Source organism: Kitasatospora sp. NPDC034533 (genome assembly GCF_055575155.1).
Window position 1 is genome coordinate 19,702 of sequence record NZ_JBVITE010000070.1, and the last position, 24,137, is coordinate 43,838.

At 74.9% G+C, this 24,137-nt stretch carries 21 protein-coding genes; 12 read left to right on the forward strand and 9 right to left on the reverse strand.

Annotated elements, in window-relative coordinates:
• The first annotated feature begins 237 nt into the window (after positions 1 to 237).
• On the forward strand, positions 238 to 1,863 hold the full coding sequence (locus ACZ55U_RS33130; protein WP_465532181.1) for a hypothetical protein: 1,626 nt from the start codon (positions 238 to 240) through the stop codon (positions 1,861 to 1,863).
• A gap of 4 nt (positions 1,864 to 1,867) precedes the next feature.
• Here ACZ55U_RS33130 and ACZ55U_RS33135 read toward each other — a convergent pair whose 3' ends face one another.
• Entirely contained in the window at positions 1,868 to 2,341 is a 474-nt protein-coding gene (locus ACZ55U_RS33135) for a VOC family protein (RefSeq protein WP_465532183.1), read from the reverse strand.
• A 207-nt stretch (positions 2,342 to 2,548) separates the two neighbouring features.
• On the opposite strand from ACZ55U_RS33135, the gene ACZ55U_RS33140 reads away from it, so the two are divergent.
• Positions 2,549 to 3,763 carry a hypothetical protein gene (locus ACZ55U_RS33140; RefSeq protein ID WP_465532185.1) on the forward strand — a complete coding sequence of 405 codons (1,215 nt, stop codon included), beginning with the start codon at positions 2,549 to 2,551 and terminating at the stop codon, positions 3,761 to 3,763.
• Between the two features lie 250 nt (positions 3,764 to 4,013).
• Positions 4,014 to 5,504: an alkaline phosphatase PhoX gene (locus ACZ55U_RS33145; protein WP_465532187.1), complete on the forward strand. Its 1,491-nt coding sequence runs from the start codon at positions 4,014 to 4,016 to the stop codon at positions 5,502 to 5,504.
• 30 nt (positions 5,505 to 5,534) lie between these two features.
• Here the strand turns inward: ACZ55U_RS33145 and ACZ55U_RS33150 are convergent, their stop codons facing one another.
• Positions 5,535 to 7,136 (reverse strand): PucR family transcriptional regulator, encoded by a 1,602-nt coding sequence (locus ACZ55U_RS33150; protein ID WP_465532189.1) that lies wholly within the window; start codon positions 7,134 to 7,136, stop codon positions 5,535 to 5,537.
• 424 nt (positions 7,137 to 7,560) lie between these two features.
• Between ACZ55U_RS33150 and pruA the strand changes: the two genes are divergently transcribed.
• Together pruA and ACZ55U_RS33160 are read left to right on the forward strand one after the other, a co-directional pair.
• Positions 7,561 to 9,189, forward strand: a complete 1,629-nt coding sequence (gene pruA, locus ACZ55U_RS33155) for an L-glutamate gamma-semialdehyde dehydrogenase (RefSeq protein WP_465532191.1) — start codon at positions 7,561 to 7,563, stop codon at positions 9,187 to 9,189.
• A 206-nt stretch (positions 9,190 to 9,395) separates the two neighbouring features.
• Entirely contained in the window at positions 9,396 to 10,325 is a 930-nt protein-coding gene (locus ACZ55U_RS33160; protein ID WP_465532193.1) for a proline dehydrogenase family protein, read from the forward strand.
• Between the two features lie 61 nt (positions 10,326 to 10,386).
• Here the strand turns inward: ACZ55U_RS33160 and ACZ55U_RS33165 are convergent, their stop codons facing one another.
• Positions 10,387 to 10,986, reverse strand: coding sequence for a Uma2 family endonuclease (locus tag ACZ55U_RS33165; protein WP_465532195.1), 600 nt, complete (start codon positions 10,984 to 10,986; stop codon positions 10,387 to 10,389).
• A 148-nt stretch (positions 10,987 to 11,134) separates the two neighbouring features.
• On the opposite strand from ACZ55U_RS33165, the gene ACZ55U_RS33170 reads away from it, so the two are divergent.
• Complete coding sequence (locus ACZ55U_RS33170) at positions 11,135 to 11,827, forward strand: RraA family protein (RefSeq protein WP_465532197.1); 693 nt, start codon at positions 11,135 to 11,137, stop codon at positions 11,825 to 11,827.
• 56 nt (positions 11,828 to 11,883) lie between these two features.
• Here ACZ55U_RS33170 and ACZ55U_RS33175 read toward each other — a convergent pair whose 3' ends face one another.
• The 3 genes from ACZ55U_RS33175 to ACZ55U_RS33185 form a co-directional block, all read right to left on the reverse strand.
• Positions 11,884 to 12,849 (reverse strand): SGNH/GDSL hydrolase family protein, encoded by a 966-nt coding sequence (locus ACZ55U_RS33175; protein ID WP_465532199.1) that lies wholly within the window; start codon positions 12,847 to 12,849, stop codon positions 11,884 to 11,886.
• A 125-nt stretch (positions 12,850 to 12,974) separates the two neighbouring features.
• Positions 12,975 to 14,303, reverse strand: a complete 1,329-nt coding sequence (locus ACZ55U_RS33180; RefSeq protein ID WP_465532223.1) for a TerD family protein — start codon at positions 14,301 to 14,303, stop codon at positions 12,975 to 12,977.
• A 223-nt stretch (positions 14,304 to 14,526) separates the two neighbouring features.
• A complete protein-coding gene (locus ACZ55U_RS33185; RefSeq protein WP_465532201.1) occupies positions 14,527 to 15,819 on the reverse strand; it encodes a hypothetical protein in 1,293 nt (430 codons plus the stop codon).
• A 336-nt stretch (positions 15,820 to 16,155) separates the two neighbouring features.
• Between ACZ55U_RS33185 and ACZ55U_RS33190 the strand changes: the two genes are divergently transcribed.
• Positions 16,156 to 16,656, forward strand: a complete 501-nt coding sequence (locus ACZ55U_RS33190) for an SsgA family sporulation/cell division regulator (RefSeq protein ID WP_465532203.1) — start codon at positions 16,156 to 16,158, stop codon at positions 16,654 to 16,656.
• Between the two features lie 59 nt (positions 16,657 to 16,715).
• Here the strand turns inward: ACZ55U_RS33190 and ACZ55U_RS33195 are convergent, their stop codons facing one another.
• From ACZ55U_RS33195 to ACZ55U_RS33205, 3 genes are all read right to left on the reverse strand, one after another.
• The gene (locus ACZ55U_RS33195; protein WP_465532205.1) at positions 16,716 to 18,158 is read right to left on the reverse strand and encodes a GAF domain-containing protein; all 1,443 of its coding nucleotides are present in this window, start codon (positions 18,156 to 18,158) and stop codon (positions 16,716 to 16,718) included.
• Between the two features lie 230 nt (positions 18,159 to 18,388).
• Positions 18,389 to 19,603 carry a M56 family metallopeptidase gene (locus tag ACZ55U_RS33200; protein WP_465532207.1) on the reverse strand — a complete coding sequence of 405 codons (1,215 nt, stop codon included), beginning with the start codon at positions 19,601 to 19,603 and terminating at the stop codon, positions 18,389 to 18,391.
• Positions 19,600 to 20,004: a BlaI/MecI/CopY family transcriptional regulator gene (locus ACZ55U_RS33205; RefSeq protein ID WP_465532209.1), complete on the reverse strand. Its 405-nt coding sequence runs from the start codon at positions 20,002 to 20,004 to the stop codon at positions 19,600 to 19,602. The genes ACZ55U_RS33200 and ACZ55U_RS33205 overlap by 4 nt, the downstream gene beginning before the upstream one ends.
• A 114-nt stretch (positions 20,005 to 20,118) precedes the next feature.
• Here ACZ55U_RS33205 and ACZ55U_RS33210 point away from each other — a divergent pair, with 114 nt between their 5' ends.
• The 5 genes from ACZ55U_RS33210 (at position 20,119) to ACZ55U_RS33230 (ending at position 24,018) form a co-directional block, all read left to right on the forward strand.
• Entirely contained in the window at positions 20,119 to 20,787 is a 669-nt protein-coding gene (locus ACZ55U_RS33210; protein ID WP_465532211.1) for a DedA family protein, read from the forward strand.
• On the forward strand, positions 20,787 to 21,449 hold the full coding sequence (locus tag ACZ55U_RS33215; protein ID WP_465532213.1) for a phosphatase PAP2 family protein: 663 nt from the start codon (positions 20,787 to 20,789) through the stop codon (positions 21,447 to 21,449). The genes ACZ55U_RS33210 and ACZ55U_RS33215 overlap by 1 nt, the downstream gene beginning before the upstream one ends.
• Before the next feature lie 151 nt (positions 21,450 to 21,600).
• A complete protein-coding gene (locus ACZ55U_RS33220; RefSeq protein ID WP_465532215.1) occupies positions 21,601 to 22,116 on the forward strand; it encodes a pyridoxamine 5'-phosphate oxidase family protein in 516 nt (171 codons plus the stop codon).
• Between the two features lie 96 nt (positions 22,117 to 22,212).
• Positions 22,213 to 23,334, forward strand: a complete 1,122-nt coding sequence (locus tag ACZ55U_RS33225) for a TIGR03364 family FAD-dependent oxidoreductase (RefSeq protein WP_465532217.1) — start codon at positions 22,213 to 22,215, stop codon at positions 23,332 to 23,334.
• A gap of 9 nt (positions 23,335 to 23,343) precedes the next feature.
• A complete protein-coding gene (locus tag ACZ55U_RS33230) occupies positions 23,344 to 24,018 on the forward strand; it encodes a phosphonatase-like hydrolase (protein ID WP_465532219.1) in 675 nt (224 codons plus the stop codon).
• Positions 24,019 to 24,137: the final 119 nt, after the last annotated feature.

The following is a 24,137-nucleotide window of genomic DNA, read 5'->3' on the forward strand; positions in this document are numbered from 1 at the left end:
AGGGCCCCTCCGGCCCGGGGTCGGGTGGAGGGCGGTCGGGCTTCGTTGCCCCGTGGCCCGCGCGGGGTGTGCGCGGTACCAGACCGAAGGATAAGGGGTGGGCGTACGCCCGCGGCGCGCGCCCCTGGGTGCGCCCCGTACGGTCGGGCGTGGGGGGTGCCCGACCGATACGCTGAGGTGATGGATTGGTACGCGGCGCTGTTGGGCTGACCGCTGGCTGAGGGAGAGCGCACGGATATGGCCGGACGACGTCGGAAGAACACCGGGGCTTCGGCGGGTGAGAGTGCGGCCGAAGCGGTCCTGCCCGCCGACCTGGAGCTCCAGGACCTCTACGGGGCGTTCGCCGCGCACGGGCTGGACGACGAGGACCTGGACGACGCGGCCGTCCTGGTCCCGCCGGTGAAGCTGCCCACCGAGCGCGAGCTGGCCGAGCAGGCCAAGGCCGTGCCGATGCTCGGCTACGCGCTGGCGCTGGCCCGCTGGGCCGCCCCGCACCGGGTGGTGGACGAGTTCGGCGACCTCGTCGAGGCGGACAGGGGGCCCGCGGCCCGGCTGCTGGGCCTGGCCCCGGCCGAGGGCGAGGTGCCCGACGAGGCCGAGGTCGAGGCGCTGCGGGCCTGGTCGCTGGCCTGCGACCTGGACCTGGTGGAGCTCGGCACGACCGCGGAGGGCGAGCACGTCGCCGTCCCCGGCCCGGACCTGGAGCCCGCCGAGCAGGGGGACCCGGAGACCGTCCTGGAACTGTGGCTGACCGCCGCCGGGATCGTCCGGGAGCTGGCCGTCGAGGCGGACTCGCTCCCGGAGGAGGCCGGGGAGGAGTCGGGGGGCGAGCCGGCCGGGGACGGCGAGGAGGACGAGGACGCGCTCTCCGAGCTGGAGGAGGCCCGCGACGAGGCCGCCGAGCTGCTGGACGAGGCCCTCCAGGTGCTCTACGAGACCACCGCCTTCGCCGAGCCCGGCAACGAGACCGTGCCGCTGGGCGTGCTGGCCGCGCTGCTGGTCGTCCCCGAGGGCGAGGAGCCGAGCGAGGAACTGCTCGGCGACATCACGGACGTGATGGTCGCGCTGGACCCGATGCTGGGCGACCTCGCCGAGCTCGGAGTGCTGGAGTACCGCCCGATCGACCCCGAGCTGTTCGACGAGGAGGACGGCGAGGAGCCCGCCGTGGTCGGGGAGGAGCCGCTGGACGAGGAGGAGTCGGCCCGCTTCGGGCTGGTCCGGCTCACCCCGCTCGGCCAGTACGGCATCCGCCAGTGGCTGCTGGAGGACGGCTACGACGCGCCGCTCGTCGGCGACCTGGCCCGGGGGGACGCGGCCGAGCTGCTGCGCGCCGTGTGCGAGTCGGCCAACGTGCTGCCGGAGGAGGAGCTGCGGGTGTGGGTCGCCGGCCGGGAGCCGGTGGCTGCGGCGCGCGAGCTGCTCGCGGCGGCGCGCGGCGTCGACGGGTACGGCCCGCTGCGGCGGATGCTCTGCGTCTCGGCGCTCAACCTGCTCGGGGCGGGTGCGGAGCCGGCCGTCCGGGAGGTCTTGGAGGACCCGGAGCTGGGCGGCGCGGCGCGGGCCTGGCTGACCGCGCAGGGGGCGACGGACGTGCCGGTGCCGGACCGGGCGATGGCGCTGTGGACGGTGGTCGACACCTTCGCCGCCCAGCTGCTGGACAGCGGCGGGGACGCCGAACTGCTGCGCGAGCTGATCACGGACCTGCCGGTGAACGGCGATCCGGCCGGCTGGTTCGGCGAGCTGTGGCGGGTCGACCACCCGTACACGGCGGACGTCCTGGAGGCGATCGGGGAGCTGCACCCCGATCGGGCGCTGGCCAAGGAGGCGCGCAAGGCGGCCTTCAAGGCGCGTTCCAGGAACTGAGGGGTCAGGGCAGGTCCAGGGAGCCGTCCTCGGTGAAGGGGAAGAACGGGTTGTGGGCCAGCTCCCAGAGGTGGCCGTCCGGGTCCTCGAAGTAGCCGGAGTAGCCGCCCCAGTCGGTCGGGACCGGCGGCTTGACCACCACGGCGCCGGCCTCGACCGCCGTCCGCAGGGCGGCGTCCACCAGTGCGGGGGACTCCAGGTTCACCGCCAGGGTGACGCCGCGGAAGGAGGGCTCGCCGGTGGCGGGCACGCCCGCGTCGGCGGCCAGCTCCTCGGTGGGGAAGAGGCCGAGCGCCGAGTCGGCGGTGCGGAACCAGACGATCTCCGGGCTGGAGGCGGTGGAGCGCTTCCAGCCGAGGGCCTCGTAGAAGCGGGCACTGCGGTCGAGGTCGGTCACGCCGAGGGTGACGATGCTGATCCGGGCGGGGAAGGCGCCCCGCTCGGTACGGTCCTGGGTGGTGTCGTCCTGTGCTGTCATGCCGCCAGGTTAGGGAGGACGGCTGACAACCGGTGTCCTGACACGGCCACCGGGCGCGTGCGGCGGTCGAGCTGATGACCCGGCAGCTGCGGGCACGTAAGGTGGCGTCAGCGGTGCGGGTGCGAGGACGCGGGGGTGCGGCACAGGATGATGCGGGAGAGCGGCGGCAGGCACCAGAAGCCCGCGGAGTGGCTCGCGGACCGACGGGTGGGCCCATCCGCCGGCCGGTCGGGGGAGCAGGGCGAGGGCCGGACGGCGGAGCAGGGAGAGGGCCGCTCCGACAGCCGGTCCGAGGGGCGGCCCGACAGCCGGCTCACCGACCGGTTCGCCGACCAACTCGCCGACCAGGAGGAGTTCTCCCGCCGGACCCTGGCGGCAGCCGACTTCCCGGTGTACGGCGCGGCCGCCGGTCCGGCCCCCGCCGGCGCCGCGCTGGCCGCCTTCGAGACGTCCGCCGGCGAGCTGCGCTGGGTCGAGGTCCAGTGCGGGGACTGGCGTTCGGCGGCCGGCCCGTACCTGACCGTGCGCACCTACCGGCCGGGGGCCGAGCGGGGCGAGCGGCTGCCCGAGCTGGAGGACCTGGTCGAGGACGAACGGGACCGCCTCTACGAGCAGTCGGGCATCGACGAGGGCGACGGGCCGGGCCGGGTCCGGGCGTTGCGCGAGTGGATCACGGTGGACGGCGAGCCCCGCGCGGTGGAGGTCCACGAGGACCGGCCGGTGCCGGGCCCCGGCACCGGCCTGGCGAACGGGCCGGTGCCGGTGTGGGCCGGGCGGCTGCGGGTCGGCGGGCTCACGGTGACGGTGTGCGGGCGCGGGGTCGCCCCCGGAGCCGTGGAACTCGGCTCGATCGGCGACTTCGAGCGCTACCTGCGCGGACGGACCGAGCTGCTGCGCGACCTCGCCGCCCGGCGGGCCGACCGCGTCCCGGTCGAGGAGCGCGAACTGCCGCCCGTCGTCGGGATGGAGGCGCACCGGGAGCTGATCGCGCAGACCGTCGCGCAGTCCGCGGCGATCGAGGCGCAGGTGCGGGTCGGGCGCACGCCGAGGCTGCCGCGCGGGCTGCGCGGGGAGGTCGGCGCGGTGCGCTGGGAGGCGGCTGTGCGCCAGCAGATGCGGCTGGCCACCGAGACCCGGGAGGAGGCCGTGGCGGCGGTGACCTCGATGGTGAACCACCTCACCCGGCTCTCCCAGCAGACGCACTGGCTGGTCGGCACCGAGGAGGGCGCGGCGGCCGTCGAGGAGGTCGTCCGGTACACGGTGTTCGCGAGCGAGGTGGCGAGCCTGCCGGCGCAGCGGGCCTGGGAGCAGTTGCTCCGGGAGCGGCCGGGCGGTGGCGGGGCGGGCGTCTGGGAGGAGCAGCGGCTGGCCGAACAGCTGTGGCTGTCGGCCTGGGAGCAGTGGCGGGCGGCGCGGCGCTGAGGGGAGGTCCGCGACAAAGGCGCCGGAGACCGTGGCCCCCGGAGCGGGGTGTCCACGGGCGGCGCGGCGCCGACGGGGGAGGAGGCCCGACGGGCGCCAGGTAAAGCACTGGTCATGTGAACGTCATCGGTCGGCAAATGGCCGCCTCGACGTGAGCCGGCCGTCACGCCTGGTTCACCCGACCGGCGGAGCCTGCTGGGCGTCGGCATCCCGCACCGACGCTCCCGCTCATCCTTCAGGAGTTGCTGCCATGTCGCTGTCCCGCCGGGACTTCGTCAACCGTTCCACCGTCGTCGGGGCCGGCGTGCTGATCGCCGGCAGTGCCGAGGCGCTGGCCAGCGCCCCGGGCGCGATCGCCGCCCCGGCCGGCGGCGAGGCCCCGGCCGCCGCGTCCGCCGGGACCAACTCGGCCGCCGGCACCGCCGTCGGCTACGGTCCGCTGGTCCAGGACCCGGCCGGGCTGCTGTCCCTGCCGAAGGGCTTCTCGTACAAGGTCCTCAACCGGGCCGGCGTCACCAGGCTGCGCAGCGGCGAGTTCACCCCGAGCAACCACGACGGCACCTCCGCCTTCGAGGACGAGCGCGGCGGCAACCTGATGGTCGTCAACCACGAGCTGGCCGGCGCCCGCGCCAACTGGCCGCACCCGGTGCCGCTGATCGAGGGCCACGTCTACGACCCGGGCGCGGCCGGCGGCTGCACCATCGTGCACGCCAAGCGGGACGGCTCGGTCGAGCAGTGGGTCGGCATCGCCGGCACCGCCACCAACTGCGCCGGCGGCGTGACCCCGTGGGGCACCTGGCTGTCCGGCGAGGAGACCGAGGACAAGGCCGGCAAGAACGGCTTCACCAAGGACCACGGCTACGTCTTCGAGGTCGACCCGTTCGACGACGACTACAACCGCGACCCCCAGCCGATCAAGGCCTTCGGCCGCTACGCGCACGAGGCCGTCGTGGTGGACCCGAAGAAGGGCCACGTCTACCTGACCGAGGACGCCTCGAACCCGAACGGCCTGCTCTTCCGCTGGACCCCGCCGGCCGGCTTCAAGCACGGCCGCCACAAGCTGCGCAAGCTGGCCGACGACGCCGGCGTGCTGGAGGCCTTCAAGGTCTTCGACGCCCAGGGCAAGTTCGTCGACGACCTCTCCCGCGCCACCAAGGTCGGCACCACCTACGGCGTGGACTGGGTCAAGGTCCAGGACCGCGACGCCAGGACCGTCTCGGTGCGCAAGCAGTTCAAGGACGGCGAGGTCACCCGCGCCCGCAAGCTGGAGGGCATGTGGTGGGGTGACGGCGGCTTCTACTTCGTCTCCAGCTACGCCCGTTCGGAGAGCCCGGTCCAGCACGACGGCCAGGTCTGGTTCTACAACCCGAACCGCCGCACCATCACCCTGAAGGTCCTGCTGGGCGTCAACAACGACGTCTGGGGCGACCACGACAACTTCGACGGCCCGGACAACATCACCGTCTCGCCGTACGGCGGCATCGTGATCGCCGAGGACGGCAACGGCATCTCGCACCTGTTCGGCGCCACCGAGGACGGGCTGGTCTACCCGATCGCCCGCAACGAGCTGAACATCGGCAGCGCCGAGAAGCCCGAGTTCAGCGAGTTCACCGGGGTGACCTTCTCGGACGACGGCAAGACCCTGTTCGCCAACATCCAGGAGCCGGGCATCCAGCTGGCCATCAGCGGCCCGTGGCGCCGGCTGAACGAGCACAAGCGCGGCCAGGGCTACGGCGCCTGACGGCACGTCGGCAATCCGGCTGCCCGTGGACTACTCGTCCGCGGGCAGCCGCAGTTGCAGCATCGCCAGCAGCCGCTGCTGCGGCTGGGCGAGGTCGATGCCGGTCAACTGCTCGGCCCGGCGCACCCGGTAGCGCAGGGTGTTGGGGTGGATGTGCAGGGCGTCCGCGGCCACCCGGACCTCGCCGAGCGCGTCCAGCCAGGCCAGCACCGACTCGGCCAGCCGGGTGCCGTGCCGGCGGTCGTACTCGGTGAGCGCCGTCAGCCGCGGGTCGCGCAGGCCGGTGTGCTCCTGGAGTAGCGCCAGCACCTCGCTGACCAGCACCTCCGCCTGGACGTCGATCAGCGCCGCGACGTCCAGGTCCACCCCGCCGCGGCCCATCGCGTCCAGGATGCGGTCCGCCTGCGCGCGGGAGTCGGGCACCTGGGCCAGGCCGTCGACGGTCGAGCCGATCGCGGCGCGCAGCGGCACGCCGAGGTGGTCCCGGGCGGCCGTCACCACCTCGGCGGCCCAGCCGCGGACGGTGGCCATCGGCAGTCCGGCCGGGAGCTCCGGCAGCAGCACGTACACCCGGGACTCGATCGGGGCGAGCAGCGCGGTGCGGTGCCGCGCGGCGGTGTGCACCGAGATCAGGCCGATGACGTCGGCGCGGTGCAGCGCGTCGGTGGTGCGGGCGCTGTAGGCCAGCACGGTGGCCGGGCGGCGCAGGTCCAGCCCGAGGTGGGTGGCGAGCGACTGGGGGCCGGTCGAGCCCTCCAGCAGGCCGGTGAGCAGGGTCTGGGTGAGCCGGACGTCCGCGGACAGCTCCCGGCGGCGGCGCACCAGCTGGGCGGCCGCGACCCGGGCGGCCCCGACCAGGGCCTGCTCGGCCAGCGGGGCCAGCGGCTGGGCGCCCTCCTGCACCCAGATGGTGCCGAGCGGCTGCGCCCCGGCCCGGATGCCGACCGCCAGACGGCGGCGCAGGCCCAGCTCGGGGTGCGGCTCGACCGCGATCGGGGTGTCCGAGCTGCGCAGGTGCTGGAAGATGCCCCACTCGCGGAGCTTGGACAGGTACGGCTCCGGGCCCTGCCAGCCGAGGATGGACAGCCGGCGCAGGTCGTCGACCTCGTCGGAGTCGGAGGAGCGGGAGTACGCCAGCACCCGGCTGGAGGTGTCCTCGATCGAGACGATGCCGTTGGTGAGCACGGCGACGGTCTGGGCGAGGGAGAAGAGGTCGCCCGCGTTGGGCTCGGGGGCGCCGGGGGCGTCCGGGGCGTCCGGCCCGGCGATGATCGCGCGGGCCAGCGAGTCCAGGTGCTCCCAGCGGGTCTCGCGGCGCACCGAGAGCAGCGCGACGCCCGCGTCGGTGGCGGCCTCGCGCAGCGCGTCGGCCTGGCCGGGGCCGTCCAGCTTGACGGCGACGGCGGCGGCCCCGGCCCGGCCGGCCGCGCGTAGGGCGGGCAGCGCCGCGCGGCCGCGGGCGCCGATGGCGAGGACCAGCTCGCCGGGGGCGGCGGTCGGCGGGTCCTCCGGGTCGAGGATCGCGACGTCGCGCACCGGGACGTCCAGCCCCTGCGGGGCGGCCTGTAGCTCGACCAGCGGTTCACCGAGGGACATCAGCAGTTGACGGAGCGGCAGGCCGGGGGTGGTCACGCCGGTCCTCCTTCATCCGCTCGGACAACGGTCTGTCGTCGATTTTAGCCGATCGGACAGAGATCCCTCCGGCGTACGCCGTCGGGCAGGCCCGCGCCCCCGCGCCCGTACCCTGCCGCGCGCCGGGGTGGCGCGGTGGCGTGCGGCCGGACGGGGGGCGCCGGCGTGCGAGCCGGTGACGGGCGCCGGGGGCGTGAGCCCGGAGGCGCGACGTGGTGCGGGGAGGTGTGAAGCGTGGGGCGCCAGGGGGTGGTTCGTGACCGGGACGTGACCCGGTTCGTCGGGCCGGACAACGCCGTACGGGGGAATTTAGCCGCCCGGCCAATCAAGTGGCCCGGTGGCCAGGAATAGCGTTCGTGCTGTGGCCGGTGCGTGACCCGCGCCGGCAATCCCCCCGCACTGAACGAAGGAGAGCGTGCGCTCTATGGACGCTGTGACCCAGGTCCCCGCGCCGGTGAACGAGCCGGTCCACAGCTACGCCCCCGGGAGCCCGGAACGGGCTCGTCTGGAGGCCAAGCTGAAGGAGCTGGGCGGCCAGGAGCCGGTCCAGCTGACCATGACGATCAACGGTGAGCGCCGGATGGGCGGCGGCACCGAGATCCACGTCGTCCAGCCGCACAACCACGCGGCTCGGCTCGGCACCCTGCGCAACGCCACCCAGGCCGACGCGCAGGACGCCATCGACGCTGCCCTGGCCGCCGCCCCGGCCTGGCAGGCGCTCTCCTTCGACTCCCGCGCCGCGATCTTCCTCAAGGCCGCCGACCTGCTGGCCGGCCCCTGGCGCGAGACCCTGGCCGCCGCCACCATGCTCGGCCAGTCCAAGACCGCCCAGCAGGCCGAGATCGACACCCCCTGCGAGCTGGTCGACTTCCTGCGCTTCAACGTGCACTTCGCCCGCCAGATCATGGCCGAGCAGCCGATCTCCTCGGACGGCGTGTGGAACCGCAGCGACCACCGCCCGCTGGAGGGCTTCGTCTACGCGATCACCCCGTTCAACTTCACCGCGATCGCCGGCAACCTGCCGACCGCGCCCGCGCTGATGGGCAACGTGGTGCTGTGGAAGCCGTCCCCGACCCAGCAGTACTCCGCGCACCTGCTGATGCAGCTGCTGGAGGAGGCCGGCCTGCCCAAGGGCGTCATCAACATGGTGACCGGCGACGGCCTGGCCGTCTCCGAGGTCGCGCTCAAGCACCCGGCGCTGGCCGGCATCCACTTCACCGGCTCCACCGCCACCTTCCAGCACCTGTGGCGCGAGGTCGGCAACAACATCTCCGGCTACCGCACCTACCCGCGGATCGTCGGCGAGACCGGCGGCAAGGACTTCCTGGTCGCCCACCCGTCCGCCGACCCGAAGGTCCTGAAGACCGCGATGACCCGCGGCGCCTTCGAGTTCCAGGGCCAGAAGTGCTCGGCGCTGTCCCGCGCCTACGTCCCGGCGTCGATCTGGGCCGACCTCAAGGACGAGTTCGCCGCCGAGGTCGAGGGCCTCACCATGGGCGACGTCACCGACCTGTCCAACTTCATGTCGGCCGTCATCGACGAGCGCGCCTTCGCCAAGAACAAGGCCGCCATCGACCGGGCCCACGCCGACGACTCCGTCGAGGTCCTGGCCGGCGGCACCTACGACGACTCGGTGGGCTACTTCGTGCGCCCGACCGTCCTGGTCTGCCAGGACCCGGCCAGCGAGTACTTCAAGGACGAGTACTTCGGCCCGATCCTCGCCGTGTACGTCTACGAGGACGAGAAGTACGAGGAGATGCTGGCCCAGATGGAGTCGGTGTCGGCCTACGGCCTGACCGGCTCGATCATCTCCCAGGACCGCGCCGCGGCCCAGGACGCGATGCACAAGCTGCGCTTCGCGGCCGGCAACTTCTACATCAACGACAAGCCGACCGGCGCCGTCGTCGGCCAGCAGCCCTTCGGTGGCGGCCGGGCCTCGGGCACCAACGACAAGGCGGGCGCCAAGCAGAACCTGGCGCGCTGGACCTCCACCCGCTCGGTCAAGGAGACCTTCGTCCCGCCGACGGACTACCGCTACCCGCACATGGGCTGACCAGCCCCTCCGGCCGGCCGGCTCGTCCCGTAGCCACCGGTCACCCCGCGACGCCCGGTCCCGCAGCCGGGCGCCGCCCGCCGGGGCGGCGGCCCCTCCCACCCGTCGCCCACCGCCGCCCCTCCCGGGGCGCGCCGCGCGGCACCCCGGATGCCGCCGTCCCGGCCCCTCTGCCATCCTTGGAAACACCAGCTCCAGGAGTCACGATGCTCCGTTCCGCCCTTCTCGCGGCCTCCCGGTCCCCGCAGGTCCGCACCGTGGTCGAGAAGTTCCCGCCGACCCACGCGATAGTCGAGCGCTTCGTCGCCGGCGACGTCCTCGACGACGCCGTCACCGCCACCGACGACCTGATCGCCACCGGTCGCAAGGTCACCCTCGACCACCTCGGCGAGGACACCCAGGACGCCGCCCAGGCCGCCGGCACCGCCGAGGCCTACGAGCACCTGCTCAAGGCCCTCAAGGAGACCGGCCTCGCGGCCGGCGCCGAGGTCTCGGTCAAGCTGTCGGCCGTCGGCCAGTTCCTCCCGGTGGACGGCGAGAAGATCGCGCTGGAGAACGCCCGCCGCATCTGCGAGTTCGCCGCCGACGCGGGCACCACGGTGACCCTCGACATGGAGGACCACACCACCACCGACTCCACCCTCGCCATCGCGCGGGAGCTGCGGGAGGACTTCCCCTGGGTGGGCGTCGTGCTCCAGGCCTACCTGCGCCGCACCGAGGCCGACTGCCGCGACTTCTCCGGCCCCGGCTCGCGGGTGCGCCTGTGCAAGGGCGCCTACAAGGAGCCCGAGTCGGTCGCCTTCCAGGGCAAGCACGAGGTCGACCTCGCGTACGTCCGGGCCCTGAAGGTCCTGATGGCGGGCGAGGGCTACCCGATGATCGCCTCGCACGACCCCAACATGATCAAGATCGCCGGCCAGCTGGCCCAGTGGAACGGCCGCAAGCGGGACTCCTTCGAGTACCAGATGCTGTTCGGCATCCGCCCGGAGGAGCAGCTGCGCCTCGCCGGCGAGGGCAACACGATGCGCGTGTACCTCCCGTACGGCCAGGAGTGGTACGGCTACTTCATGCGCCGCCTCGCCGAGCGCCCGGCCAACCTGACCTTCTTCCTGCGCGCCATGGCCACCCGCGGCTGACCCGGCGCCCGCAAGACCACGGCCCGCACCCCTGACGGGGGGTGCGGGCCGTCGCGCATGCCTAGGAGCGGGCGAAGAACTTGGTGTCCAGCTCGAAGTCGAAGGGCGCGGGGAGGGTGAGCGGCTCACCGAAGGCTGCCAGGTGGACCTCGGTGTACTCCTCACGGTGCGGCCTGCTGAAGAGGCTGACCTGCGACTTCTCGCGGTCGACGAGGAGGTAGAGCGGAATGCCGGAACGCGCGTAGCAGTGGCGCTTGACGATACGGTCCTGGTCGGGCTTGCTGGAGGTGATCTCGGCGACCATCGCGACCCCGTCCGGGTCCATCCATGGCGGGGCGTCCCAGAACAGGTCGAGATCCCGGGGGGCGAAGGTCAGGTCCGGGATCACGTAGTTCTTGGGGCAGAGGCCGCCCCTGGCCAGCCGCAGCCCCTTGTTGCCGGAACCTTGCATGCGGATCGCGGACTTGGCTTTCACCTCGTCGATCAGCAGGTCGAAGTAGTACTCGTGCCTGCCGTCCGGCGGTGGTGCCACGATGATCTCTCCCTCGATGAGCTCGGCCCGGAAGCCTTCGGGGGAGTGCAGGCTCAGGAAGCTCTCCAGCAGGATGTCGGCCTGCGATGGGGAGCCCGTGATCGGTTGCTCATGCGCCACAGCACTCATGATGCCCCTCCTTCAGGTGGCCGTCACGCTGTTCGCTGATCAGCGGGGCTATGCCGTATACGGCGGACTTTCACTCGATGGTGTGAGTTTGAGGCCCGGCATAGGATCCTGAGCTGGTGAACTTGGTCGTCGGCGAGAGGAGTTGGGGATGCTGAAGGAATTCGCGGAGCTGTCCACGCCGTTGGTGGCGGACGCCTGCGTGCGGCTCGGGGTGGGGCTGCGGGTGGCGCCGGTGGGGGTCGGCGCGGTGGTCGCGGGGAGCCGGGTCGCGGGGCGGGTGCTGCCGGTGCGGCACTACGGGAGCGTGGACGTCTTCCTGGAGGCGTACGGGGCGGCCCGGGACGGGGACGTGCTGGTGATCGACAACGGCGGGCGGACGGACGAGGCCTGCATCGGGGACCTCGCCGTCCTGGAGGCCCGGGCCGCCGGGGTGGCCGGGATCGTGGTGTGGGGGCTGCACCGGGACACCCCGGAGCTGGTGGAGATCGGGCTGCCGGTGTTCAGCTACGGCGCGCTGCCGCTCGGCCCGGTGCGGCTGGACGACCGGGAGCCGGAGGCGCCGCTGTCGGTGAAGTTCGGGCCGCACCCGGTGAGCGCCGGGGACGTGGTGTTCGCCGACGCGGACGGGGTGCTGTTCGTGCCCGCCGACCGGGTCGCCGAGGTGCTGGAGGCGGCCGGCGCGATCGCCCGCACCGAGCGCGCCCAGGCCGGGCGGATCGCCTCCGGGGACACGCTGCGCCGGCAGACCGCCTTCGACGAGTACCTGGAGCGCCGCGCCGCCGACCCCTCGTACACCTTCCGGCAGCACCTGCGGCGGGTCGGCGGGGCGATCGAGGAGTAGCAACCCGCCGACGACACACGGCACATGACGTGTGGTCGGACGTGACCGTCGGCCGGTCAGCCGCCGAGGACGGCGTCCTCGACCAGGGCGGCGGTGTGTGCCTGGCCGGCGGCGTTGGGGTGCACCACGGCGTACTTGAGGGGGATGACGCTGGTCAGCACGCCGTCCAGCCAGTGGTCGGCGTCGCAGACGCTGTGACCGGCGGTGGAGGGGTAGAGGTCCACGAAGGTGTCCTGGTGGCGGGCGGTCTGGGCGGCGATGACCCCGTTGAGCGGTTCCAGGACGGCGGTGCGGGCCCAGGCGAGGTCGCCGGTGGTGAAGGTGCCGAACTGCTGGAGGTTCCCGAACTGGCAGAGGTTCGCGCTCTCGGGGATCAGGTGGGGGTAGCCGACGGTGATCACCCGGGCGGACGGGGCCTTGGAGTGCAGCGCGTCGAGCATGGCGCCGTAGTCGCCGCTCAGCCGCTGGATCCGGCCGGGCAGGCTCGCCTCGTACTTGTCCTTGCAGGGCGTGCCGAGGCCGAGGTGGGTGGCGCCGAGCTCGATGCAGTCCTTGAGGATCCCGGCGAAGCCGAGGTCGTTGCCGCCGATGCCGACGGTGACGACGTCCGCGTCCGGGCCGACGGCGTCGATCTGCGGCGGGACGGGCGGGTAGGGGGCGTTCGGGTCGGTGCCGAACGGCGGGAGCGGGCGGCCGAGCGGGGACAGCTTGCTCGCGTAGACGTTCTCGGTGGTGGCGCCGCTGCAACTGACGTCGCGCAGGTCGACCAGGGGGCCGAGGTCGCGGCGGATGAGCTCGGGGTAGGAGCCGACGGTGCGGGCGCAGCCGTCGAGCGGCGCGGTCTCGTCGCCGGTGGCCTCGATGACGCCGGCGGTGTAGGAGTCGCCGAGGGCCACCCACCGCAGTGCGCCGGCGCGGGTGCCCGGAGGGGCGGCGGCCTGGGCGGTGGTCGGGGAGATCAGCCCGGCGGCGAGCACGGCTGCCGTGCCGGCGACGGCGAGGCGGGACAGGAAGCGTGGCACGGCTCTCCTCCTCGGGGTGCGGGGGAGAGTGCGATTCACCCCCCTGAGAGTCAATCGAGTCGCCGTGTGGACGACTTGATGCCTCAGGAGGGTGAATTCGCCGGGTGTGAAGGTGACGTCGGCGGCTACAGCAGCGCGGCGGCGGGCTCGACCATCGCCCGGGCGGTCTTGCCGTCGACGTACTCGCCGAGCGCCGTCATCTCCCACTCGCCGCCAGGGCGGCGGACCAGCTTGCACATCACCACACCGGTCTGCGGCTGGGAGTTGGTGAGGTCGAAGCGGACCAGCTCCTCCTCCGTCCGGGCGTCCAGCAGCCGGCAGTACGCGTCGCGCACCTCGGTGAACTTCTGGCCGGAGAAGGAGTTCACCACGAAGACCAGCCCGTGGACCTCGGCCGGCAGGCCCTCCAGGTGGACGGTGATCACCTCGTCGTCGCTGCCCTCGCCGCCGACCAGGTTGTCGCCGGAGTGGGAGATCGCGCCGTTGAAGATGTTCAGCTTCATGAACCAGGCCGTCTCCAGCCGCTTGTGGCCGGCGTCGAAGGCGAGGCAGGAGGCGTCCAGGTCGATGTCGCGGCCGCGGGCGGCGGACTTCCAGCCGAGGGCCATCCGGACGGAGGAGAGGAACGGGCGGCCGTTCTTGACCAGCGAGACCGAGCTGCCCTTGACCAGGTTGACCCGGCCCTTGTCCAGGGTGACCTTGGCGGGTGCGGCCGGAGGTGCCGGAGGTGCCGGGGGTGCCGGGGGCATGGCCGGGACGGTGGTCTGGCCGGTGGCGAGGGCGATCCGCGGGTCGACCGCCGGGGCGGGCGGGGCGGTGGGCGGTGCGACGGGCGGTGCGGGAGGGGCGCTCGGCGGGGTGGGGAACTGGAGGGTCGGGGCCGCCGGCGGCGGGGGAGGGGTGACCGGAGCCGGCGGGGCGGCCGGGGTCGGCGGGGTGACCGGGGCCGCGGTGGCCGGGGAGTCGTCGACGGTGACGCCGAAGTCGGTGGCGATGCCCGCGAGGCCGTTGGCGTAGCCCTGGCCGACGGCGCGCACCTTCCAGGCGCCGCCGCGCCGGTAGACCTCGACCACGATCAGCGCGGTCTCCAGGCCCAGCCGGGGCGGGGTGAAGGTGACCAGGACCTCGCCGGTGTCGGCGTCGCGGACGGTGGCGGTGGGCTCCATCCCGGCGAAGGTGGAGACCTGGTCGGCGGGGCTCGCGGTGACCACGACCTTGCTGATGCCGGCCGGGACGGCCCGGGTGTCGACGGTGATCGCGTCCGGGGTGCCGAGGGCGGCCGGGTGGTGGCTGACGCCGGGGCCGTTCGGGGCGTTGAAGAAGACGAAGTCGTCGTCCGAGCGGACCTTGCCGGCGTCGGTCAGCAGCAGGCCGGAGACGTCCAGCGCCTTGGGCGCGCTGACCTCGACGGTCACTCGCGCGGCGGTCAGCGGTGCGTTGCCGCCTTGGGTCAGGACGGTGGACACGGACTCCTCCTCGGGTGCGGAACGGCGGCCCGGCCGGGCCCGTCGGGGGGCTCCGGGCCGGGTGCTGCCCACAGTAACGAACGAGGGTACGGCGATGCGCCCGTCCGAACGGCCGACTGTCGGATCGTCGGATGACCGTGACGTACGACCGCGGAGAACGGCAGTGACGAACGGCAGCGCCGTACGGCAGCGACCTGCGACCGCCGGCCGGTCAGCGCGCCATGGTGGAGGAGGTGGAGGAGGTGGCGGTCGCGGTGTCGGGCTGCGCCGCTGCCTGGCCGAAGCCGCCGAGGGCGGCGACCGCCCGGGGGTGGTCGAGGGCGAAGGCGGAGACGCTCCAGTTCTCCGCCGGGGCCGCCTTGCGCACCCCGGCGGACGGCTCGGCCGCCGGACGGGCGCCGCGCACGGCGAAGGTGTAGTGGCCGGGCCGGACGTCGACGCCGGGCGGGGTGGTGAAGCGGTGGACGAGGGTGCCGCGCTCCTGCTGGACGGTCACCACGGCGTCCGGCAGGTCGGTCCACACGGTGCCGGCGCCCGGGGCCAACTCGGCCGGGGCGAGCCGGAATTCGGCCTGGAACGCGGTGACCCGCTCGGTCACGTCGAGGGTGAGCCGGTGCCGCAGCCCGGCCGGGCCGAGCGGGGAGGCCACGGCGGTGCCGGACAGCGCGCGGTCGGTGTCCGGAGCGTCCGGGGGATCGGTGGGGCCGGCCGGGGAGTCCGGACCGGGCCAGGAGGACGAGCCCGGGGCGTCCGGCAGGGAGTCCGGGGCCGGGATGCCGGGCAGGGAGTCCGCGTCCGGGGCGCCGGCCTCGTCGGCGCCGTCCGGCCCGGGCGCGGCGGGCGGTGGCGCCGGGTGGTGGGAGCCGGCGGGCGGCGCCGGGTGGCCGGGCCTGGTGGGCCGGGCACCGGGCCGGGGCGGTGCCGGGGCGGCGAGCGAGGGGTCGGTCGTGGCCGGAGCGGCGGAGGGGGAGGGCGACGGGCCGCTCGGGGCCCGGCCGTCCGGCTCGGTGCCGGCGAGCAGGGCGCCGGAGTGCGGCGCGTCCTGGCCGGTCTCCTGGCCGGTCGAGGCCTGGCCGCCGGTCAGGGGCGCGGCCGGGGCCGTCGTGCGGGGCGCGGGCGCGGTGGCCACCGCCGTCGCGGCGGCCGAGGGGTGGGCGGAGGGGACCGTCGAAGGGCGGCCCGCGGCACCGCGGTCGGACGGTGAGGCGCCGCCGGCCGGGGTCTGCGCCGAGACCGCCTCGGCCTGGTCGCCGGCGCCCGGCGTGGGTGGCGGGGTGGTGCCGACCCGGGCGACGCCGTCCCGGCGGCCGATCCCCTGCTGCTCGTTGAGCAGCAGGGTGGTGGCGATGCTGATGCCGACCACGGTGGACATCGCCATCGCGGCACCGGAGAAGCGCACGGTGGGCAGCCGGAACCAGCCGCCGAACGGTCGCGGACGACCGTGCCGACCGTGTGGTGCGGGCTCGTGCCGCACGTCCCGCGCGGTGTCCTCGCGCACAGCCACCGGACCCCTCCTCCCCGAAGCCGCCGTCGCGTCGCCGTATTCTCCCACGCGCCGTCGCCGGGTCCCGATCCGGCCGTCGGGGGTGGTCGAGGGCCGTTCCGCCGCGGGCCCGCGCGGGGAGGGGGAGAGCGTACCAGCGGGTGACCGCATCGTGGTCGGCTCGTATCCACTTCGTGGACACCCCTTCGCCGTACGGAAGTTGACGATCTGTCTGACAAGCGCGGTAAGGGGCGGTTGCCCCGGAGGGGGATTATTGCAACCTCCTTGCAACCCTTGCCCGGCCGGTCGGAGGTGGCGCAGGCTGAGGGCATCCCACGCCGTCCCGGAGAGACCGTCATGCCGCCCGACCCGCTGTCAGCAGCCTCCAGTGCACCCCTCGCCGCCACCCCCACGGGCGGCGATGGGGACGGCTCCACCGCCGCTCCGGCGGCGGTGGAGGAGGTGCTGACGCTGCGCATCTCGCTGGGCGAGGAGGTGGTCGGGGATGTGCGCACCCGGTTCCGGTTCGACGCCGCGCGCCCGTACGAGGTGCTGCTGACCTTCCACCTGGGGCGGCCGGACGAGGCCGACTGGGTGTTCTCGCGCGAGCTGCTGCGCGACGGCCTGCACGCGCTGAGCGGCCACGGCGACGTCAAGCTGTGGCCGGCCTCCTGCCCGTGCCACGGCTCGACGCTGCACCTGGCGCTCGAATCCCCGCACGGCAGCGCGCTGCTGGAGGCCTCCAGGCCCCGGGTGCAGGCCTGGCTGGACCGCACCTACGCGCTGGTCTCCGAGGAGCGGGAGCGCAGCTGTGGGCCCACCGACGCCGAGCTGGCCGAGCTGCTCGCGAGCGGCTGAGGCACCGAACGGCGGGACGGCGTCACGGCAGGGCCGCGCCGCGGCGCCGCAGCCGGGCGTCAGCGGCGCTCCCGGTCCCCGGGCGCGCGCAGCGGCCGGCGGGGCGGCGAGCCGGGCAGCCGGGCCGTCCCCGCGGCCAGCTCGGCCCGCAGCCGCCGGACGGCCGGGGCCGAGGAGGCGGGCAGCAGGTCGTACGGGTCGTCCGGGCCGTCCACGGTGACCAGCACCGACTCGGCGATCCGGTACGGCCGGTGGGCCAGCAGCCCGCCCAGGTAGCGGCGCAGCCGGGACAGCTCGGCGCGGACCGTCACCGTCCGGCCCGCGTCGCCGAACAGCGCCTCGGCGAGCTGGGCGGCGGTGCTGCCCTCGCGAGCGGTGGCGAGCAGCAGCAGCAGTTCGGCGTGGCGCGGGCTGAGCGGGTGCGACCAGCTGTCGGCGGCGCCCCGGACGGACAGCTCGGGGCGGTCCGGGCGGCGCAGGTCGAGCCGGAGCCGGGCCCCCTCGGCCTGTTCGGCGGTCACCGTGCCGGAGCCGTCCTCCGGCGGGGTCCGGACCGGGCGCACCAGCCAGCCGTCGGCGAGCGGTTCCAGCAGGCACTCGCCGAGCCCGGGCACCCAGTGCACGGCGGCCGGGGTCCAGCCCTCGCTGGGCATCCGCACCCGGCTGGGCGGCGGCAGCCCGGCCGCGGCGGCCGTCCAGCCGGCCGCGTCCACCACCAGGGCCGGGCCGCCGACCCGGGCCAGCAGCGGAGCGGCCAGGGCGCGCAGCTGGTGCAGCGCCTCCAGCCGGTGGGCGCGCAGCTCGGTCTCGGCGAGCCGGGCGGCGGTGGCGGTGAGCTGGAGCAGGTACGGGCGGACGTTGTGCGCCGGGCCGCTCAGGTTGATGGCGCCGACCAGCCGGCCGGTGCCGGGGTCGCGTATCGGGGCGGCCACGCAGGTCCAGGAGTGGTGGCTGCGCAGGTAGTGCTCGGCGGAGTGGACGTGCATCGGGCGCCGGGCGCGCAGCGCGACCGCTATGCCGTTGGTGCCGACGCTCTCCTCGATCCAGCGGGCGCCGGTGATGAAGCCGATCCGGTCGGCGCTGCGGCGCAGGCCGCGCTCGCCCTCCTGCCAGAGCACGTGGCCCTCGGCGTCGGCGATGGCCAGCAGCAGCGGGGAGGCGCCGCCCGTCTCCAGCAGGGTGTCGCGGAGCACCGGCATGACGGTGTCGAGCCCGCTGGCGCGGCGGCGCTGTTCTATTTCGCCGGGGCCCAGCAGGGGGGCGGCGGCGCCGGTGTCGGGGTCGAGGCCCAGGCGGCGCAGCCGGGCCCAGGAGTCGCCGATCTCGGGGCGGGGGGCGAGTCGGCCGGGGCCGCCGTCCTCCTCGCCGAAGGGAGGAACGGCCAGGTCGCGGGCGGCGGCGTCGGCCAGGGCGCGGTCGTGGACCCTGGCCAGTTCCGCGGCGCTCGGCGGGGTGCGGCGCTCTGGCCGTCGGGACTGCCGTCCGGTCTGCCGCACTCGCATCGCTCCTCGCCGCCGTTCGAGGACGCGCCGGGGCCGACGCGCTGACGAAAGCGTACGGGTGTGGTGCGCCGCTGGGGACGGGGTCGGGCAAGTCGGCATACCGGACGTATGGAATGCGGGCCGGGTGCCGGGGCGGGTGCCCACCGGCGGGCGGTCGAGGGGAGGGGCCGGAGAGCCGGTGGGAGGTGCCCCGGCCGGGCCGCCGGCGACCGGCCCGGGGGGCGGGAGGGTCAGTGCTGGACGCCGGGCCCCTGTTGGGCGGCTTCCACCGTGTGGTGCAGGTCGGCGGTGGCCTCCAGGGCGGCGCCGGTGCTGAGCGCCAGGCAGGCGGCCAGGGCCACGGCGGCGGCCCGCAGCCGGGTGCCGGGGGTGGCGGCCGGGCGGGGCTGGAGCAGGGCGGCGACCCGGCGCGGGACCGGGCCGGAGTGGGCGGCGGCGACCGTCCGGGGGCGGGCCGGCCAGGGGGACCGGCTCGCGGCCAGGGCGGCCCGGCCGACCGCGCGGGCGGTCACGGCGCGGTCGCCGACCCGGGCGGCGGCGACCTCGTCGGCCCAGCGTTCCAGGTGGTAGCCGAGCGGCGCGCGCAGCGGGCGCAGGGCCGGGTGGATACCGGCGGCGTGCTCGGCGAGGGCGAGGAACACGTGGTGGCGGGCGGTCAGGTGGGCCCGTTCGTGGGCGAGCAGCGCGGCGCGCTCGGGGCCGCCGAGGGCGCGCAGCATCCCGGAGGTGACCACGATCCGGCCGGGCTCGCCCGGTCGGCCGGGCAGGCCCAGCCGGCCGGGCAGGGCGAAGGCGTCGGCGCGCTCGTCGTCGAGGACGGTCAGGGGGTGGTCGACGGGCCGCAGCAGGGCGGCCAGCCGGTCGGTGGGGCGCGTCCGGCGCACGGAGGCGTGCGGGGGGCGCATGTCCGGATGCTGGGCAGGGGAGGGGGCGCGGCCGGCCCGACGGGCGCCGGTCCGGACGGCGGTGCGCTCCTCGGTGCGCTCCTCGGTGTGGTCCTCCGTGTGGTCCGGAACGAGGCCCGGGGCGCGGTTGTCCGCAGGCTCCGCGCGGTGGCCGCGGTCCGGGGGCGGGGCATGGAGCGGCCCCGGCAGCGCGGCCCGGGCCGCGCGCAGTTCGCGCGTGCGCCGGCGGGCGGTGCGCACCGCCAGCGCGCCGAGCGCGAGGAGCGCCAGGGCGGCCAGGGCGGCCGCGAAGGGGGCGTCGGGCGCGGCCGCGGTGAGCCAGGGCAGCGAGAGGTGGCCGAGGGCGGCGACCGGCGGGAGCTGGAGCAGACCGGCGGCGGCCAGCAGGGCGAGCGAGCAGAGGGTGCCGCCGGCCAGGACGGCGGCGGTGCCGGCCAGCATCCAGGCGGCGGCCCGGGGCGCCAGCGCCTCGGCGAGGCGGCGGGCCAGCGGGGCGGCCAGGAAGGGCAGCAGCAGCGGGACCCAGACGGCGAGCATCATCGGTCGGCCGCTCCGGGCAGGCCCGCCCCCGGGGTGCCGTCGCCGAGCAGGTCGCGCAGCAGCTGCTCGTCCTCGGCGGAGAGGTCGGAGACGAAGCGGGCCAGCACGGTGGAGCGGTCGGCCTCGCGGCCGAGTTCGGTGTGCATCCGGCGGGCGGCGAGCCCGGCGGTGTCCTGGACGGTCGGGGTGTAGGCGTAGGCGCGGCCGGCCCGGGTGCGCTCGACCGTCCCCTTGTCGAAGAGCCGGGCCAGGATCGTCGCGACGGTGGTGCGGGCCAGCTCGCCGCCGAGCGCGGCCTGGACGTCCTGCGGAGTCATCGGCTGCCGGGCCGACCAGAGGGCGGCCAGTACCTCGGCCTCCAGCTCCCCGGCGGGCCGGCGGGCGGACGGTACGTCGGGCATGGCGGCGCTTCCTCCAAGTTTCGTCTACAGTCATGTAGACCGTCTACGGCACTGTAGACGGTTCGGGCGGGTTCGGTGCGAACCGCCCTCCAACGTACGGGAGGTCCGTCGGCCTTGCTCCAGTTCCTCGCCGATCCGGCCGTTCACCTCGCGGTGAACCCGCTGGACGCGTCCTCACTGCTCGCCGCGTTCGGCGCGCTCGGCATCGCCGTGGTGCTGTTCGCCGAGACCGGCCTGCTGGTGGGCTTCTTCCTGCCCGGCGACTCGCTGCTGTTCACCGCCGGACTGCTCTGCGTGCCCGGCGCCACCAAGGGCCCGCAACTGGAGCTGTGGCAGGTGCTGCCCGCCGCCCTGGCCGGGGCGCTGGTCGGGGCCCAGGTCGGCTACCTCGTCGGGCGGCGCGGCGGGCGGGCGCTGCTGCGCCGCAGCGGCCGGAGGAGCCTGCTGGAGGGCGTGGCGCGGGCCGAGGAACTGCTGGCCAGGTACGGCCACGGCAAGGCGATCGTGCTCGCCCGGTTCATCCCGGTGGTCCGGACGGTGCTCAATCCGCTCTGCGGCGTACTGGACGTGCCGGTCCGCTCGTTCACCCTCTGGCAGGTGGCCGGCGGCGCGGTGTGGACGGTCGGCGTGGTGCTCGCCGGGTACGGGCTCGGTTCGTCCATCCCGGGCATCGACCAGTACCTGCTGCCGATCATCGGTCTGGTAGTAGTTGTCTCCGTGCTCCCCATTGTTCTCGAACTGTTCCGCGCCCGTAAGGCGCGGCGTCACGGAGGTGACGTGTGATGTCCTCCCGGGCGCTCGCCGTGTACGACGGCAGCGGCATCGACGGCAGCCTGTACACCCGGGTCAACGGCTGGGCGCAGTCGGCCCCGCACTGGCTGGACGAGCTGATCAAGGTCTGGTCCGCGATCGGCCTCGGCCTGTTCGCGGTCTTCATGCTCTACGCCTGGTGGCGGGCGCGCGGCGCGGACTCGGTGACCATGGCCAAGGTGCTGGCCTCGCCGGTGGTCGTGGTCGTCGCCTACGCCGTCAACTCGGTGTTCAAGGACTCCGTCGAGGAACTCCGGCCGTGCGCCCAGATCCCCGGCAGCGTCTCGCTGGAGACCTGCCCGGGCACCGGGGACTGGTCCTTCCCGAGCAACCACTCGGTGATCGCCTTCGCCGCGGCGGTCTCGCTCTGGTTCGCCGGCCGGCGGCTCGGCGCCGTCGCCACCGTGTTCGCGGCGCTGATGGCCGCCTCCCGGGTCTGGGTCGGCGTGCACTACCCGCACGACGTGGCGGTCGGCGCGCTGGTCGGCGCCCTGGTCGCCCTGCTGCTGGCACCGCTGGTCGCGCGCTGCGGGCCGCTGGTGGACCGGATGCGGTCGGGCGCGCTGCGCCCGCTGCTGGGCCCCGGCTCGCTGCCGGTGGTGACCCGCGGGTACGCGTCGCACCGGGCGCGGTAGCACGGATTTCCGGGCGGCCGCCCCTTGTCCGGTTTCGGACGGCGGGTGGAGCATGTGAGCCGGGCGTGGGGCCTCCCTCGGGGGGCGCCCGCCCGGCTCAGTCGTGCTCGGGGCGCGAGGGCGCCGGGCGTGCCAGCGGAGGGAGTGCCGAATGCCGTACCGACTCGACATCACGCAGGGGGACTGGCCGGGCGACTTGCTGCACAAGGGCGTCGAGGGACTGCTGGCGGAGGCCATGGTGCTCACCCTCGCCACCGCCGGCCACGAGCACGGCCCGCACGCCAACCTGGCCTTCTTCGCGTACGACGACGACCTCGTCCTCTACTTCGTGAGCGAGCGCTCCACCCGGCACAGCCACCACCTGGCCGAGGAGGCCCGGGCCGCCGCCACCGTCTTCCTGCCGCCGCCGGTCTTCGGCGAGCAGCTGCGCGGCCTCCAGCTCACCGGCAGCGCGAGCGAGGCCTGGGGGCGGCAGGCCGAGGCGGCGCTGACCGCGTACCAGGGGCGGTACCCGGCCTTCGCGCGGGACGAGGAGACCCGGCGGCAGTTCCTCACCGGGGGCGGCGCGGCGGCGCTCTACCGCTTCCAGGTGGAGGAGCTGACGGCGGTGGACGAGCCGAACTTCGGGCGGCGCAACTACCTGCGCGCGCGGGTGGTCCGGCCCTGACAGCCCGATGGGTTGTCTGTACAACTTCCCGGGTGGTTCATCTGCGGGACGGCGTGGCGACGCCCCTGGGACACCTGGGCGCACCAGCCTGGACGCATGAGAGTCATCGTCGTAGGAGCGGGCGTGCTGGGCACCATGCACGCCTGGCAGGCAGTCGAACGCGGCCACGAGGTCGTCCACCTGGAGCGCGAGACCGAGGCACGCGGTGCCTCGGTGCGCAACTTCGGCCTGGTCTGGGTCAGCGGCCGGGCCCAGGGCGAGGAACTGGACACCGCGCTGCGCGCCCGCGAACTGTGGGAGTCCATCGGCGCCCGCGTCCCCGACCTCGGCTTCCGGGCCAACGGATCGCTCACCGCGATCCGCACCGAAGCCGAACTGGCCGTCGCCGAGCAGGCCCTGACCCTGCCCGACGCCGCCGCCCGCGGCTACAAGCTGCTGGACCCGGACGAGACCCGCGCCGCCAACCCGGCCCTGCGCGGCGAACTGCTCGGCGCCCTGTGGTGCGGGCGCGACGCCGCCGTCGAGCCCCGCACCGCCCAGCCCGCGCTGCGCCGGCACCTGGAGTCCACCGGCCGGTACACCTTCCTGCCCGGGCGCGAGGTGCGCGAGGTGATCGGCGAGAACGCCGTCCGCGACGACCACGGCGACGTCCACACCGGCGACCTGGTCGTCCTGTGCACCGGCGCCTGGCTCGGCGGCCTCGTCCGCGAACTCGCCCCCGAACTGCCGGTGCGCCGGGTCCGGCTCCAGATGATGCAGACCGATCCGCTCGGCGAGACCCTGACCACCTCCGTCGCCGACGGCGACAGCTTCCGCTACTACCCCGCCTTCGCCGGCACCGCCCTGGACCGGCTGCGCGAGACCCAGCCCCAGCCTCCGGTCGCCGCCGAGCACAGGATGCAGCTGCTGATGGTCCAGCGGTGCGACGGCGGCCTGACCATCGGCGACACCCACGAGTACGACCAGCCGTTCGGCTTCGACGTCGTCGAGGACCCGTACGACCACCTGGCGGGCGTCGTCGAGGACCTGCTCGGCCGCCCGCTGCCCCGAATCCGCCGCCGCTGGGCCGGGGTGTACGCGCAGTGCGTCGACTCCACCCGGGTCGTCCACCGCGAGCGCGTGCGCGACGGCGTCTGGCTGGTCACCGGCCCCGGCGGCCGGGGCATGACCTGCTCGCCCGCCATCGCCGAGACCACCGCCGACCTCGCCAACCTGTAAGGAACCCCCGTGACCACCGACATCCGCCTGGTCGTCCTCGACATGGCCGGCACCACCGTGGCCGACGACGGCCTCGTCGAGCAGGCCTTCACCGCCGCCGCCGCGAAGCTCGGCGTCGAGGCCGGCAGCCCGGACTTCGACCCGATGCTGGCCCACGTCCGGGCCACCATGGGCGAGTCCAAGATCTCCGTCTTCCGGCACCTGTTCGGCGAGGAGGACAAGGCCCAGCAGGCCAACACCGCCTTCGAGGCCGCCTACCACGACCTGGTCGACGCCGGCCACTGCGCCGCCCTGCCCGGCGCCGAGGAGGCCATCGCCGAACTGCGCGGCCGGGGCCGCAAGGTGGCCCTCACCACCGGCTTCTCCCGGGCCACCCAGGACCGCATCCTGGACGCCCTCGGCTGGCGGTCGATCGCCGACCTCACCCTCTGCCCCGCCGCGGCCGGCCGCGGCCGCCCGTACCCCGACATGGTGCTCACCGCGCTGCTGCGCACCGGCACCGACTCCGTCCGGCAGATCGCCGTCGCCGGGGACACCGGCTACGACATGCTGACCGGCACCCGGGCCGGCGCCTCTGTGGTCGCGGGCGTCCTCACCGGCGCCCACGACGAGGCCCGGCTGCGCGCCGACGGCGCCACCCACGTGCTCGGCTCGATCGCCGAACTGCCCGCGCTGCTGGGCTGACCGGGCACCGGGCGGGGCGGGCATCGGGCGGGGGGGGGGGGGGGGGGGGGGGGGCGGGGGGGGGGGGGGGGGGGGGGGGGGGGGGGGGGGGAGAGGGGGGGAGGGGGGGGGGAGGGGGG

Coding starts and splice junctions, on each gene's coding strand:
- ACZ55U_RS33130 (WP_465532181.1), top strand. CDS start 238: ATGGCCGGACGACGTCGGAAGAACACCGGGGCTTCGGCGGGTGAGAGT.
- ACZ55U_RS33135 (WP_465532183.1), bottom strand. CDS start 2,341: ATGACAGCACAGGACGACACCACCCAGGACCGTACCGAGCGGGGCGCC.
- ACZ55U_RS33145 (WP_465532187.1), top strand. CDS start 4,014: ATGTCGCTGTCCCGCCGGGACTTCGTCAACCGTTCCACCGTCGTCGGG.
- pruA (WP_465532191.1), top strand. CDS start 7,561: ATGGACGCTGTGACCCAGGTCCCCGCGCCGGTGAACGAGCCGGTCCAC.
- ACZ55U_RS33160 (WP_465532193.1), top strand. CDS start 9,396: ATGCTCCGTTCCGCCCTTCTCGCGGCCTCCCGGTCCCCGCAGGTCCGC.
- ACZ55U_RS33165 (WP_465532195.1), bottom strand. CDS start 10,986: ATGAGTGCTGTGGCGCATGAGCAACCGATCACGGGCTCCCCATCGCAG.
- ACZ55U_RS33170 (WP_465532197.1), top strand. CDS start 11,135: ATGCTGAAGGAATTCGCGGAGCTGTCCACGCCGTTGGTGGCGGACGCC.
- ACZ55U_RS33190 (WP_465532203.1), top strand. CDS start 16,156: ATGCCGCCCGACCCGCTGTCAGCAGCCTCCAGTGCACCCCTCGCCGCC.
- ACZ55U_RS33195 (WP_465532205.1), bottom strand. CDS start 18,158: ATGCGAGTGCGGCAGACCGGACGGCAGTCCCGACGGCCAGAGCGCCGC.
- ACZ55U_RS33200 (WP_465532207.1), bottom strand. CDS start 19,603: ATGATGCTCGCCGTCTGGGTCCCGCTGCTGCTGCCCTTCCTGGCCGCC.
- ACZ55U_RS33205 (WP_465532209.1), bottom strand. CDS start 20,004: ATGCCCGACGTACCGTCCGCCCGCCGGCCCGCCGGGGAGCTGGAGGCC.
- ACZ55U_RS33215 (WP_465532213.1), top strand. CDS start 20,787: ATGTCCTCCCGGGCGCTCGCCGTGTACGACGGCAGCGGCATCGACGGC.
- ACZ55U_RS33220 (WP_465532215.1), top strand. CDS start 21,601: ATGCCGTACCGACTCGACATCACGCAGGGGGACTGGCCGGGCGACTTG.
- ACZ55U_RS33225 (WP_465532217.1), top strand. CDS start 22,213: ATGAGAGTCATCGTCGTAGGAGCGGGCGTGCTGGGCACCATGCACGCC.